This window comes from Aeromicrobium halocynthiae (assembly GCF_039531385.1).
GTDB classification, from domain to species: Bacteria; Actinomycetota; Actinomycetes; order Propionibacteriales; family Nocardioidaceae; genus Aeromicrobium; species Aeromicrobium halocynthiae.
This window is the reverse complement of record NZ_BAAAPY010000001.1, coordinates 182,645-195,741: the sequence shown is the minus strand read 5'-3', so window position 1 is coordinate 195,741 and position 13,097 is coordinate 182,645. Positions and strand designations below refer to the sequence as shown.

Genomic DNA, 13,097 nt, shown 5'->3' with positions numbered 1-13,097 from the left:
TCACTCCTGGGTGATGGGGTCGTCATCATCGTACGCGGCGAGGGCTGAGCGTGCCCAGAGCGCCACGTCCTCGCGCAACGACGAGGGCTCGACCACGTGGACGGTCCCGGCGTTGCGCAGGACGAGACGTCGGATCCAGTCGAGGTCGCTGGCGAACAGGCGCACCCGTCGACGGCCGTCGCCGGGTTCCGGTGCCGCCAGCTCGTCGACCGGGTAGTACTCGATGAGCCAGTGGGCCGCCGGGTCGAGGTCCAGGACGGCGGACGCGGCGTCGTCACCGACCGTGAACAGTCCGTCGCCGAGCGCCCTGGGCGCCACCGCGCGGTCCTCGACGGACTCGCCCGTGGCCTGGGCCGAGACGACCCGGTCGAAACGGAAGAAGCGCAGGTCGCGCGCCCGCAGGCACCAGGCCTCGAGGTAGCGACGGCCCTGCTCGACGAAGACCCGTCGCGGGTCGACCTCGCGGACGGTCCGCTCGTCGCGCGCGGCGCCGACGTACTCCAGGCGCAGACGCCGACCGGCGGCCGTGGCGTCGACGATCGTGGCGCGGATGCTCTCGTCGTCCTCGTCCAGGTGGACCCCGACGGGAGCCTCGACCTCACCCCCGACGGCGCTCTCCAGCTTGGCGAGCGCGCTGTCGACGATGGCGAGCTGGGCACCGGTCGCCGAGTCGCGCAGGGTGCGCAGCGCGACGATGAGCGCGATGCCCTCGGCCGGGGTGAGGCGCAGCGGGCGCTGCATGAACTCGGCGTCGCGGATGTAGACGACGTCGTCGGCGTCGAGCGCACCGAGGTCGACGTCGATCAGCTCGCCGGCGTACTCCCCCACGCCGGTGAACATCAGCAGCCGGAGGTCGGCCCGGATCTGGGCGGGGGTGACGCCGAACTCCCGCGCCACCTCCGCGACCGGGACGCCCTCGTTGCCCTGGAGGTAGGGCACGAGCGCGAGCATGCGCAGGACCTGCTGCCCGGAGCGGTTCACGATGCGTCCCGCACGGCGGCACGCAGGCGGTCGACGACGGCGGCGCGCAGGTCGGCCGGCTCGAGGACGACGACGTCCGGACCGTAGGAGGCGATCTCGGCGGCGAGGTCCCACCCGGAGGCGTACGGCACGACGACCTCGTCGACCTCGTCGGTGACGACCCGGGAGGACTCCGCGCTGCGGCGCAACCCCTGTCCGCGGTCGCGGCGGATCCGCAGGACGGCCGAGCGGTCGGGGCTCGAGGGCAGGAACGACGCGGCCGCCGCCTGGACGTCGGCATCGTCAGGGACGTCGTAGGAGCCGGGCGCACCGTCGGTGGCGATCTCCCCGACGACCCGGGAGAGACGGAAGACGCGCGGTGCGTCACGGTCGGTGTCGTGCCCGGTCAGGTACCAGCGGCCGCGCCACGACACGATGCCCCACGGCTGCACGTGGCGCCGGGACGGGTCCTGCCCTGGTCGCCGGTAGTCGAAGGCCACGGGGACGCGGCGCGTGCAGGCGTCCCAGGCCGCGTCGAAGGCCGGCTCGTTCGCCGACAGCTTCGGCTCGGCCATGCGCACGACGTCGGTGTCGATCGTGACGCCCGCCGCCTTGAGCTTGACGAGGGCGCTCATGGAGTCTTGCGCCAGACCGGCGTGCTCCCAGACCTGGGCGGCCAGCCCGAGGACGGCCGCCTCCTCGCGGCTGAGGGAGAGGTCGGGCAGCTCGACGGCGTCGCGCCGGATCCGGTAGCCCGGCTCGTCGTCGAAGTACTTGTCGTTGCTGCCGGTCTCGACGGTGATGCCGAGCTCCCTCAGCTCTTCCTTGTCGCGCTCGAACTTGCGCTCGAAGGCCTGCTGGGAGGAGTCGCGGTAGTCGGCGATCGCCTGTCGCAGCTGCTCCTTGGACAGATACTGACGTGTCGAGAGCAGCGTGAAGATGAGGTTCATCAACCTCTCGGTCTTGCGGTCGGCCACCTGCAGAGGATGTCAGGAAGCGTCGAGCAAGTCGATCGCGAAGACCAGCGTGTCGCCGGCGCCGATCGCGCTGCCCTCGGGTGGCTCGTCGCCGTAGGCGGAGTCGGCCGGGCACACGAGCACCACGCGGCTGCCGAGCGTCTGGCCCGGGACGAGGTCGCGCCAGCAGGCGATGACCTGCTCGAGCGAGAAGGTCGAGGGAGCGCCCCGCTGCCAGCTGCCGTCGAAGACCTCCCCGTCCGGGTAGACCTGGCCGACGTAGTGGGCGGTCACCGACGCGCCCTCCTCGACGGGCTCGCCCTCGCCCTTGATGGCGACGTACGCAGCCGGCCCGGACGGATCGGCGGTGACGTCGTCACCGGACTCGAAGCCGGTCGGCTCGCCATCCTCCAGGACGATCTGCGGGACGGAGTCCGGCAGGTCCTCGGCCTCGCCCGACGCCTCGGCGGGGACCTTCGCGACGAGGTCGAAAAGGAAGACCATCGTGTCGTCGCCCTCGATGCCCAGCTGCTCCTGCGCCCCGCCGAAGCCGTCGTCGGGCGGGATCGCGACGAGGACGCGACTGCCGATCGACTGCCCCGTCAGGCCCTTGATGAAGCCCTGGAGGGCGGAGTCGTCCTGCAGGGTGAACGTGACCGGCTGGCTGCCGGCGTAGGAGTTGTCGAACTCCTCGTTGGTGCGGCCGTTGACCGCGAGGTAGTTCACCTTGACCGAGTCGCCCTCCGCCACCTCGTCGCCGTCCCCCTCGGAGACGACGCGCGTCTCGGTCTCGGCGGTGGTGAAGCCCTCGGGCACGTCGAGCGTGGGGTTCGAGCCGCCGCTCACCTCGATGTCGTCGAGGGCGCCGGAGTCACCGCCGCAGGCGGACAGCACCAGGACACTGGTCAGGCAGAGGGCCAGAAGACGTCGCACAGGAGCGGCTTTCGTCGGGGGACACGGACCTCGGTCACCCTAACGACGCGGGCCAAGAGGATCCTGAGCGCCTCACATGCCGTCGATGAGACGTTGCACCCGCTCGTCGTGGGACCGGAAGGGGTCCTTGCACAGGACGGTGCGCTGGGCCTGGTCGTTGAGCTTGAGGTGCACCCAGTCGACGGTGAAGTCGCGGCGTCGTTCCTGGGCGCGCTTGATGAAGTCGCCGCGCAGCCGCGCCCGGGTGGTCTGCGGCGGCACGGACTTGGCCGTGAAGACGTCGAGGTCGCGGGTCACCCGGGCCACCGCCCCACGGCGCTCGAGCAGGTGGAACACGCCGCGGTCGCGCCGGATGTCGTGGTAGGCGAGGTCGAGCTGCGCGATGCGCGGGTCGGCCCAGCTGAGGCCGTTGGAGGAGCGGTAGCGATCGAGCAGGCGGTACTTGATCACCCAGTCGATCTCGCGCTCGACGAGCGAGTGGTCCTCGGACTCCACCGCCTTGAGGCACCGCTCCCACAGGTCCATGGACCGATCGATGGTGGGCGTGTGGAGGCCGTGACGGTCGACGAAGTCGGCGGCCTTCGCGAAGTACTCGGCCTGGATCTCCAGCGCCGACATCTCCCGACCGCTGGCGAGCTGGACCTTGCGGCGGCCGGTCATGTCGTGGGAGATCTCGCGGATCGCGCGGATGGGGTTGTCGAGGGTCAGGTCGCGCATCGTCACGCCCGCCTCGATCATCTGCAGGACGAGATCGGTGGTGGCGACCTTGAGCATGGTGGTCGTCTCGCTCATGTTCGAGTCGCCGACGATCACGTGCAGGCGCCTGAAGCGCTCGGCGTCCGCGTGCGGCTCGTCGCGGGTGTTGATGATCGGTCGCGACCGCGTGGTGGCACTCGAGACCCCCTCCCAGATGTGCTCGGCGCGCTGGCTGACGGAGTAGACCGTCCCCCGCGGCGTCTGCTGCACCTTGCCGGCACCGCAGATGATCTGTCGCGAGACCAGGAACGGGATGAGGACGTCGGCGAGGCGGGCGAACTCCCCACCGCGTCCGACGAGGTAGTTCTCGTGGCAGCCGTAGGAGTTGCCGGCGGAGTCGGTGTTGTTCTTGAACAGGTAGATGTCGCCCTCGATGCCGTCGTCGGCGAGGCGGGCCTGCGCGTCGAGCATCAGTCCCTCGAGGATGCGCTCACCGGCGCGGTCGTGGGTGACGAGCTCGGCGACGTCGTCGCACTCGGGCGTCGCGTACTCCGGGTGGCTGCCGACGTCCAGGTAGAGCCGTGCGCCGTTGCGCAGGAAGACGTTGCTCGAACGCCCCCACGAGACGACTCGACGGAACAGGTAGCGGGCGACCTCGTCGGGCGACAGGCGCCGCTGGCCCTTGAACGAGCACGTCACGCCGTACTCGTTCTCGATGCCCATGATCCGACGGTCCATGACCGCAGCCTAGTCCGGCGGTGGAGGAGTCGTCGGCCGAAGCGCCGAGGCCGCGCGTGACCCGTAGGCTCCAGGCATGGAGCACAGGACCCTTGGAAGGACCGGTCGCGACGTGTCGGTCGTCGGCCTCGGCACGTGGCAGCTCGGCGCGGACTGGGGTGACGTCAGCCGTGACGACGCGATGGCCGTGCTGGAGGCTGCCGTCGAGTCCGGCGTCACCTTCCTGGACACTGCCGACGTCTACGGCGACGGCCGCAGCGAGCAGGTCATCGCCGACTTCCGCCGCGCCCACCCAGGCGTCGACGTCACGGTGGCCACGAAGATGGGCCGTCGCATGGACCAGGTGCCCGAGAACTACGTGATGGAGAACTTCCGCGCCTGGACGGACCGCTCCCGGCGCAACCTCGACGTCGAGACCCTCGACCTCGTGCAGCTGCACTGCCCGCCGACGGCGGTCGTCGAGGACGACGAGGTGTACGACGCGCTCGACACGCTCGTGGCCGAGGGCGTGACGGCTGCCTACGGCGTGAGCGTCGAGACGTGTGACCAGGCGTTGGCGGCGATCGCACGACCCGGCGTCGCGAGCGTGCAGATCATCCTGAACGCGTTCCGCCTCAAGCCTCTCGACGAGGTGCTGCCCGCGGCCCGCGCGGCGGGGGTGGGCATCATCGCCCGCGTGCCGCTGGCCAGTGGCCTGCTCAGCGGCCGCTACACGACGGACACGACGTTCGCCGAGGACGACCACCGCACGTTCAACCGCGCCGGCGAGGCGTTCGACGTCGGCGAGACCTTCTCCGGGGTCGACTTCGAGGTGGGCGTGCGCGCTGCGCAGGAGTTCGCCGCACTGCTGCCCGAGGACCTCCCGCCCGCGCGGGCGGCGCTCGCCTGGGTGGTCGCGCAGGAGGGCGTCAGCACCGTCATCCCTGGTGCGCGTTCGCCCGAGCAGGCACGCGGGAACGCCGCGGCGGCCGGCGTCACCCTCGACGGGTCCGTCCTCGAGGGCGTGCGCCGGGTCTACGACACCCACCTCCGCGAGGCGATCCACCCTCGCTGGTGACCCCGAGGGGCGGACGCCGGCGGGGTCGGCGGTCAGCCGGCGAGCGCCGACTCGACCGCCTCGGGAGCGAGCCGCTTGAACTTGCGCGGCTGCGTGCGCGTCCGGTCGACGACGGCGACCTCCAGGTCGGTCGCCTTGATCTCGCGGGGCTCGGCGGTGTCGCGGCCCAGGGCCGTGGCCGCCAGCTGCAACGCGGCGGGGAGGTCGAGACCGTCGGTGTAGTGCTCGGTCAGGTGGGCGTCGATCTGCTCGCTCTGCCCGCCCATGACGCCGTGGCCGCGGACGTCGGCGACCGACCCGTCGTACATGAGCCGGTAGATGCGGTCGTCCTCGGCCGCCTCGCCCACCTCGGCGACGAAGAGCTCGACCTCCCAGGGCTTCTCGCCACCGGAGGAGAAGATGGTGCCGAGCGTCTGGGCGTAGGCGTTGGCGAGGCCCCGGGCGGTGACGTCGCGGCGGTCGTAGGAGTAGCCGCGAAGGTCCGCCAGGCGCACGCCGGCGATCCTCAGGTTCTCGAACTCGTTGTAGCGCCCGACGGCGGCGAACCCGATCCGGTCGTAGATCTCGCTGATCTTGTGCAGCGCCCGGGAGGGATTCTCCGCGACGAGCAGGATGCCGTCGGCGTACTGGAGCACGACCACGCTGCGGCCGCGGGCGATGCCCTTGCGCGCGAAGTCGGCCCGATCCTTCATGAGCTGCTCGGGTGAGACGTAGAACGGTGCGGTCACGACACGCTCCTCGGGTGCTGGTGGGACGTCGTAGGGGTCGGGCTCACGTGGCCGCTCAGGTGAGGGGGGCCGAGGGCCCGTCGGGACGGCTCATCCGGCCGGCGACGACCCGGTCGGCGACCTCGGCGGTGGCGGCCTCGTCCCACGCGCGGTAGCCGTCGGCGGTGATGACCGAGACCAACGGAAAGATCCGCCGGGCGAGGTCGGGGCCACCGGTGGCGGTGTCGTCGTCGGCGGCGTCGTACAACGACTGCACGACGGCGGTGACCGCGTCGGCCTCGCTCATCGATTCCGAGTACAGCTTCTTGAGCGACCCCCGGGCGAACGTCGACCCGGAGCCGACGGAGTGGAACGTGCGCTCCTCGTTCTTGTTGCCGGTGACGTCGAAGGCGAAGATGCGTCCGCACGCGGCGTCGATGTCGTAGGCGGCGAACAGCGGCACGACGGCGAGGCCCTGCATGGCCAGACCGAGGTTGCCGCGGATGAGCGTGGCGAGCCGGTTGGCCTTGCCGTCGGTGGACAGCGTGGCACCCTCGATCTTCTCGTAGTGCTCGAGCTCGACCTGGAACAGGCGCGTCATCTCCACGGCGATGCCGGCCGTTCCGGCGATGCCGACGCAGGAGTACTCGTCGGTCGGGAAGACCTTCTGGATGTCGCGCTGGGCGATGACGTTGCCCATGGTGGCGCGACGGTCGCCGGCCATGACGACGCCGCCGTCGAAGGTGGCGGCGACGATGGTGGTGCCGTGGGTGACGCCGGCGAGCTCACCGCCGGCGCTCTCGCGCGCCGAGGGCAGCAGTTGAGGTGCCTGGTCGCCGAGGAACTCCGCGAAGGAGGTGCCACCGACCGAGCGGAAGCCCTCCGGCAGCATCACTGCCCGCCCTTCTGCACGAAGCTGCGCACGAACTCCTCGGCGTTCTCCTCGAGCACGTCGTCGATCTCGCCCAGGATGGAGTCGACGTCGTCGTCGAGGCGCTCCTTGCGCTCGGTGTCGACCCCCTCGACCTCGTGGGAGGTCGTCTCCTCGGACTCGGAGGACTTCTTCGGGCTCTTGTGCTGGTGCTCGGCCATGACGCCAGCCTAGCCCGCGTCGGCCACACCGGCGCCGTGATCGACGCGTGACGGTCAGCGGGTGGTGATGGCGCGGAACAGCTGGGTGGCGGTCTCGCTGGACTCGAACAGCCCCCGGACGTGCTCGGCGGTGCCGCGCAGGGGTTCCATGGTAGGGATCCGCTGCAGCGAGTCGTACCCCGGCAGGTCGAGGATCACCGAGTCCCAGGACGCGGCGGCGACCTCCGGGGCGTAGCGGGCGAGACAGGTGCCCCGGAAGTAGGCCCGCGTGTCCAACGGTGGCGAGGTGACCGCGGCCGTGATCTCCTCGTCGGTCACGAGCCGTTCCATGCGGCCGGCCCGCTCGAGCCGGTCGTACACGCCTCGCTCGGGGCGGATGTCGTGGTACTGCAGGTCGACGAGGTGCAGCTTCGCGTGGTCCCAGTCGAGGCGGTCGCGCTCGCGGTACTGCTCGAGCAGTGCCAGCTTGGCCACCCAGTCGAGCTGACGCACGCACTCCATCGGGTCGCGGCCGAGTCGGGTCAGGACCTCCTCCCAGCGAGCGAGGACGTCGTCGGTCTGGTCGTCCGAGCCGTCGCGGGCGACGAACGCCCGTGCCAGCTCGAGGTAGCGCCACTGGACGTCGAGCCCGGTCATGGTGCGACCGTCGTCGAGCTCCACGAGGGCCTGCAGCGTCGGGTCGTGGGAGATGTCGTGCAGGGCGCGCACCGGCTGCGCCAGCGTCAGGTCGTCGGGAAGGAACCCCGCCTCGAGCATGGCGAGCACGATCGACGTCGTCCCGTGCTTGAGGTAGATCGAGATCTCCGAGCGGTTCGCGTCGCCGATGATGACGTGGAGCCGGCGATACTTCTTGGGGTCCGCGTGCGGCTCGTCGCGGGTGTTGATGATGGGCCGCTTCAACGTGGTCTCCAGGCCCACGCCGACCTCCATGTAGTCCGCCCGCTGGGCCAGCTGGTAGGCGTGGACGCTGCCGTCCTGCCCCTGCCCGACGCGACCCGCGCCGCAGACGACCGGACGGGAGACGAAGAACGGCGTCAGGTGCTTCACGACGTCCTCGAACGGCACGTCGCGGCGCATGAGGTAGTTCTCGTGGGAGCCGTAGGAGGCCCCCTTGTTGTCGATGTTGTTCTTGTAGAGCACGATCGGCGCACTGCCGGGCACCTGGGCCGCGAGCTCGGCCCCACGTCGCATCACCTGCTCCCCCGCGCGCTCCCACACCACGACGTCGCGCGGCGAGGTGACCTCGGGGCTCGAGTACTCCGGGTGGGCGTGGTCGACGTACAGCCGCGCACCGTTGGTGAGGATGATGTTCGCGAGCCCGAGGTCCTCGTCGGTCAGCTGGGACGGATCGGCCGACTCGCGACTGAGGTCGAAGCCGCGGGCGTCGCGCAGCGGACTCTCCTCCTCGAAGTCCCAGCGCGCGCGTCGGGTCAGTCCGTGGGCGGCGGCGTAGGCGTTGACGACCTGGCTGGAGGCGACCATGGGGTTCGCCTCGGGCTGGCCCTGCACCGAGATGCCGTACTCGACCTCACTGCCCTGCACGCGTCGGACCGTCATGGCCCGAAGCGTACGCGGACGTCCGGCGACGTCGCCGAGTCGTCGCCCGCTGATCTTCGACACGACACCTTCCGGTGTGCAGCCGGTCGATCGACCTCGTGACGGTGAGAGTCATGAAGGTAGCCATCATCGCCGAGTCCTTCCTCCCCCAGACCAACGGTGTGGTCCACACGGTGCTCCGCGTGGTCGAGCACCTGGAGAGCCGCGGTGACGACGTCCTCGTCGTCACACCGGACGCCCCCGACGTGCCCGAGACCGTGGGCGAGCGGTCCCGGGTCGCCACGGTGCGCGCCTGGTCCTTCCCCGGGTACCGCGACGTCCGCGTCGCCACCGGCCGCGTCGCCCCGGTCACCGAGATCCTGCGCGAGTTCGCACCCGACGTCGTGCACCTGGCCTCGCCCTTCGCGCTCGGCTGGCGCGGTGCCCTGGCGGCGCGCGAGCTCGACCTGCCGGTCGTCGCGGTCTACCAGACCGACGTGCCCGGGTACGCGTCCCGCTACGGGTTGAAGGGCACCGCCGCGCTCCTCTGGCGCCGGGTCCGCGACATCCACGGCCACGCGACGCTGACCCTCGTGCCGTCGGTGGCGACGCAGCGCGAGCTGGAGGCCCACGGTGTCCAGCGCCTGCGGATGTGGCGCCGCGGCGTGGACTCCGAGAGGTTCACGCCGGACAAGCGCTCGCACGCGTGGCGGCGCCGGGTGGCGCCGGACGACGAGAAGCTGGTCGGCCTCGTGGGTCGACTCGCGCCGGAGAAGCAGGTCGAGGACCTGGCTGCCCTGGCAGACCTCGACGGCATCAAGGTCGTGGTCATCGGCGACGGCCCCGAGCGGGCTCGTCTCGAGCGGCTCCTGCCGGACGCCCACTTCACGGGGATGCTGCACGGCGACGCGCTCGCGACGGCGATGGCCAGCCTCGACGTCCTCGTGAACACGAGCGAGACCGAGACCTTCTGCCAGGTCGTGCAGGAGGCCCTGGCCAGCGGACTGCCCGTCGTGGCGGCGGGCGTCGGCGGGCCGGTCGACCTCGTCGACCACAGCCGCACCGGCTGGCTCTACCGACCGGGCCGCCTGGAGGAGATGGTCGCCCACGTCCGCGACCTCACCGGGGACGAGGCCAAGCGTGAGGCGTTCGGGCGTGCGGCCCGTCGCTCGGTGGTGCTCCGCGGCTGGCGTCCGGTCTGCTCCGAGCTGGTCGGGCACTACGCGGCAGCGGTGGAGCGGCACGACCCGTCCGGCCTGGACGTGGTGGGGCTGCGTCACCCCCGCACGCGGCGGCGCGCCGCCCGCTGAGGACCCTCGGTCAGGGCGGCACGCACGGCCGCGTGGAAGGCGGCACGGAACTCCCGCGTGAGCGTGACGCGGTCGCCCTTGGCGGCGTCGGCCCCGTGGTAGAGGCCGTGGGCGACGACGAGCTCGGTGCGCACGCCCGCCGCGACCAGTCGATCGGCGTGACGGACGCACTCGTCGTGGAAGAGGTCGACGTCGCCCACCCCGATCCACGTCGGCGGCAGGGACGAGAGGTCCGCTCGCCGTGCCGGCACCGCAGCCTCCGGCGACCGGTCGCCGCCGGGCTCGAGGCCCAGCAGGCTCTGCCAGCCGAACCAGTTCGAGCGGCTCGACCAGACCGGGCGGGGCACCCGGGCCGCGGATCCGGGCAGCGTGCGGTCGTCGAGCATCGGGTAGACCAGGGCCTGCAGCGCCGGCCGGACGGGGCCGTGGTCGTGCAGGTGGTGCACGAGGGAGGCTGCGAGCCCTCCCCCGGCACTCGCGCCGGCCACGACGAGGCGTCCGGGGTCGACCTGGCCGGGGCCGCCGTCGTGCAGCCACAGGAGCACTGCGGACGCGAGGTCCGGGTCCGGGGACCGAGGCCGGTGCACCTCGAGCCGCGGTCGGTGCCCGTCGGGCGTGGCCGGGCCGAGAGCCTCGTGGTGGACGACCCCGTCGACGACGGGCGTCGACAGCACGAGGACGCGACGCACGACCGGCAGGCTCCAGCGCCGGAACGGCACGGCCACCAGCAGTGCCGGCTGGCGGAGGTCGGGATGCACCGCCCTCAGCCGCATCGCGCGTCGCAGGAGGACGACGGCCGCGGCGACCGCCAGCACGAGGACCGTGTCCACCCAGCGGCGCAGCAGCCTCATGCCAGGCGCTTGCCCAGGTGGACGCTGAGCGGGGAGTCGCGGTAGAAGCCGAACGGCTCGACGTCGACGTAGCCGCTGCTGCGGTAGAGGGCGATGGCCTCCGGCTGGGCCTGTCCGGTCTCCAGCACGAGCCGGACGACCCCGGCGTCGGCAGCGGTCCGCTCGAGCTCGGCGAGCACGAGGCGTGACCACCCACGTCCGCGGTGCTCGGGGCGGACGTACATGCGCTTGATCTCGGCGTCGCCGGGAGCCGGACCGCCGCGGCGCCATCCGCCCATCGCCACGGCCGCGCCGCCCGCCTCGACGACGAGGAACGTCCCGCGCGGCGGCGTGAACTCGCCGTCGTCGATCGGCGACCGGTCGCCCGAGCCGCCGTAGCGGACCGCGTACTCGGCCTGCACGGTCGCCGTCATCTCGACCACGGCCGGCTCGTCGTAGCGGCCCGCGCGGACGGTGACGTCAGGGCGGGCCGAGTCCCCGACAGCGACGATCTCGCTCAGAGGTACTGCCCGGTGTTGGCGACGGTGTCGATGGACCGTCCGGGCTCGTTGCCGCCCTTGCCGGTCACGAGGGTGCGGATGAACACGATGCGCTCGCCCTTCTTGCCGGAGATCCGCGCCCAGTCGTCGGGGTTGGTGGTGTTCGGCAGGTCCTCGTTCTCCTTGAACTCATCGACGCAGGCCTGCAGCAGGTGCTGCACGCGCAGGCCGCGTGAACCGTGATCGAGCAGGTCCTTGATCGCCATCTTCTTGGCCCGGTCGACGATGTTCTGGATCATCGCCCCGGAGTTGAAGTCCTTGAAGTACAGGACCTCCTTGTCGCCACCGGCGTAGGTGACCTCGAGGAACTGGTTGTCCTCGGACTCGGTGTACATCCGCTCCACGGTGCGCTGGATCATCGCGTTGACCGTGGCCTGGGCGTCGCCGCCCCACTCGGCGAGGTCGTCGGCGTGCAGCGGCAGACGCGGGGTCAGGTACTTGGAGAAGATGTCGCGGGCGGACTCGGCGTCGGGGCGTTCGATCTTGATCTTCACGTCCAGGCGCCCCGGGCGCAGGATGGCCGGGTCGATCATGTCCTCGCGGTTGGACGCGCCGATGACCAGCACGTTCTCCAGTCCCTCGACGCCGTCGATCTCGCTCAGCAGCTGCGGGACGATCGTGTTCTCGACGTCGGAGGAGACGCCCGAGCCGCGGGTGCGGAACAGCGAGTCCATCTCGTCGAAGAAGACGATGACCGGCGTGCCCTCACTGGCCTTCTCTCGGGCGCGCTGGAAGACCAGGCGGATGTGCCGCTCGGTCTCGCCCACGTACTTGTTCAGCAGCTCCGGGCCCTTGATGTTCAGGAAGTAGCTGCGCCCTTCCTCGCCCGTGCGCTCGGTGACCTTCTTGGCCAGCGACGACGCGACGGCCTTGGCGATCATCGTCTTGCCGCACCCGGGCGGGCCGTAGAGCAGGACGCCCTTCGGCGGCTTGAGCTCGTGCTCGATGAAGACCTCGGGGTGCAGGTAGGGCAGCTCGACGGCGTCGCGGATCGACTCGATCTGGCCGGCCAGTCCGCCGATCGAGGTGTAGTCGATGTCGGGGACCTCCTCCAGCACGAGCTCCTCGACCTCGCTCTTGGGCACCCGCTCGTAGACGTGGCCCGAGCGCGAGTCCATGAGCAGGGAGTCGCCGGCGCGCAGCTTCAGCCCGGCGAGGGAGTCGGCGAGGCGCACGACGGTCTCCTCGTCGGCGTTGCCGAGCACGAGCGCGCGTTCACCGTCGGCGAGGACCTCCTTGAGCATGACGACCTGCCCAGTCGTCTCGAACGCGAGCGCGTCGACCACGTTCATCGACTCGTTGAGGATGACCTCCTGGCCGCGCTGCAACGCATCCTTGTCGACCGCGGGGCTGACGTGGACACGCAGCTTGCGGCCTCCGGTGAAGACGTCGACGGAGTCGTCCTCGTTGCGCTGCAGGAAGGTGCCGAAGCCGACGGGCGGCTGGGCGAGCCGGTCGACCTCCTCCTTGAGCGTGACGATCTGCTCGCGTGCCTCGCGCAGCGTGGAGGACAGTCGCTCGTTCTGGGCCGACGTCGCCGAGAGCCGGGCCTCGAGCTCGGACAGCCGGGAGTCGACGCCCCCGCTGGTGGTGAGCCGACGTCGAAGGTGCTCGACCTCGGCGCGCAGGGAGGAGAGCTCACGGTCGTCGTCACCGGAACGTGGTCCAGCGGGGCGAGGGCCGTCGTGATCGGTCATGGGAACCACCTTTGCTCGTCGCTCT

The 13,097-nt window shown here is 71.1% G+C and carries 13 protein-coding genes; 2 read left to right on the top strand and 11 right to left on the bottom strand.

Features of this window, described 5'->3' with window-relative positions:
- The 4 genes from ABD213_RS00880 to pafA all read right to left on the bottom strand — a co-directional run bounded on the left by ABD213_RS00880 (position 1) and on the right by pafA (position 4,283).
- Positions 1-981: a helix-turn-helix transcriptional regulator gene (locus ABD213_RS00880; RefSeq protein WP_344323176.1), complete on the bottom strand. Its 981-nt coding sequence runs from the start codon at positions 979-981 to the stop codon at positions 1-3.
- Complete coding sequence (locus ABD213_RS00875) at positions 978-1,937, bottom strand: helix-turn-helix transcriptional regulator (protein ID WP_344323174.1); 960 nt, start codon at positions 1,935-1,937, stop codon at positions 978-980. Before ABD213_RS00875 ends, ABD213_RS00880 begins: the two co-directional genes overlap by 4 nt.
- A 12-nt stretch (positions 1,938-1,949) precedes the next feature.
- A complete protein-coding gene (locus ABD213_RS00870) occupies positions 1,950-2,849 on the bottom strand; it encodes an FKBP-type peptidyl-prolyl cis-trans isomerase (protein WP_344323172.1) in 900 nt (299 codons plus the stop codon).
- A gap of 72 nt (positions 2,850-2,921) precedes the next feature.
- Entirely contained in the window at positions 2,922-4,283 is a 1,362-nt protein-coding gene (gene pafA / locus ABD213_RS00865) for a Pup--protein ligase (protein WP_344323170.1), read from the bottom strand.
- 76 nt (positions 4,284-4,359) lie between these two features.
- Between pafA and ABD213_RS00860 the strand changes: the two genes are divergently transcribed.
- Complete coding sequence (locus ABD213_RS00860) at positions 4,360-5,340, top strand: aldo/keto reductase (RefSeq protein ID WP_344323167.1); 981 nt, start codon at positions 4,360-4,362, stop codon at positions 5,338-5,340.
- Positions 5,341-5,372: 32 nt separating this feature from the next.
- Here the strand turns inward: ABD213_RS00860 and prcA are convergent, their stop codons facing one another.
- The 4 genes from prcA to dop are packed head-to-tail and all read right to left on the bottom strand — an operon-like array spanning position 5,373 to position 8,696.
- Positions 5,373-6,068, bottom strand: a complete 696-nt coding sequence (prcA, locus tag ABD213_RS00855; RefSeq protein ID WP_344323164.1) for a proteasome subunit alpha — start codon at positions 6,066-6,068, stop codon at positions 5,373-5,375.
- Positions 6,069-6,123: 55 nt separating this feature from the next.
- Positions 6,124-6,939: a proteasome subunit beta gene (prcB, locus tag ABD213_RS00850; protein ID WP_344324665.1), complete on the bottom strand. Its 816-nt coding sequence runs from the start codon at positions 6,937-6,939 to the stop codon at positions 6,124-6,126.
- The gene (locus ABD213_RS00845; protein ID WP_344323162.1) at positions 6,939-7,139 is read right to left on the bottom strand and encodes a ubiquitin-like protein Pup; all 201 of its coding nucleotides are present in this window, start codon (positions 7,137-7,139) and stop codon (positions 6,939-6,941) included. The genes prcB and ABD213_RS00845 overlap by 1 nt, the downstream gene beginning before the upstream one ends.
- Positions 7,140-7,193: 54 nt before the next feature.
- Positions 7,194-8,696 carry a depupylase/deamidase Dop gene (gene dop, locus ABD213_RS00840; protein ID WP_344323160.1) on the bottom strand — a complete coding sequence of 501 codons (1,503 nt, stop codon included), beginning with the start codon at positions 8,694-8,696 and terminating at the stop codon, positions 7,194-7,196.
- A 113-nt stretch (positions 8,697-8,809) separates the two neighbouring features.
- Between dop and ABD213_RS00835 the strand changes: the two genes are divergently transcribed.
- Entirely contained in the window at positions 8,810-9,985 is a 1,176-nt protein-coding gene (locus ABD213_RS00835; RefSeq protein WP_344323158.1) for a glycosyltransferase family 4 protein, read from the top strand.
- Here the strand turns inward: ABD213_RS00835 and ABD213_RS00830 are convergent.
- From ABD213_RS00830 to arc, 3 genes are all read right to left on the bottom strand, one after another.
- Positions 9,952-10,836 carry an alpha/beta hydrolase fold domain-containing protein gene (locus ABD213_RS00830; protein ID WP_344323155.1) on the bottom strand — a complete coding sequence of 295 codons (885 nt, stop codon included), beginning with the start codon at positions 10,834-10,836 and terminating at the stop codon, positions 9,952-9,954. The two genes, ABD213_RS00835 and ABD213_RS00830, sit on opposite strands and share 34 nt — an antisense overlap.
- A complete protein-coding gene (locus ABD213_RS00825; RefSeq protein WP_344324662.1) occupies positions 10,833-11,249 on the bottom strand; it encodes a GNAT family N-acetyltransferase in 417 nt (138 codons plus the stop codon). Before ABD213_RS00825 ends, ABD213_RS00830 begins: the two co-directional genes overlap by 4 nt.
- An 83-nt stretch (positions 11,250-11,332) precedes the next feature.
- Positions 11,333-13,072, bottom strand: a complete 1,740-nt coding sequence (gene arc / locus ABD213_RS00820) for a proteasome ATPase (protein ID WP_344323153.1) — start codon at positions 13,070-13,072, stop codon at positions 11,333-11,335.
- Between the last annotated feature and the right edge of the window lie 25 nt (positions 13,073-13,097).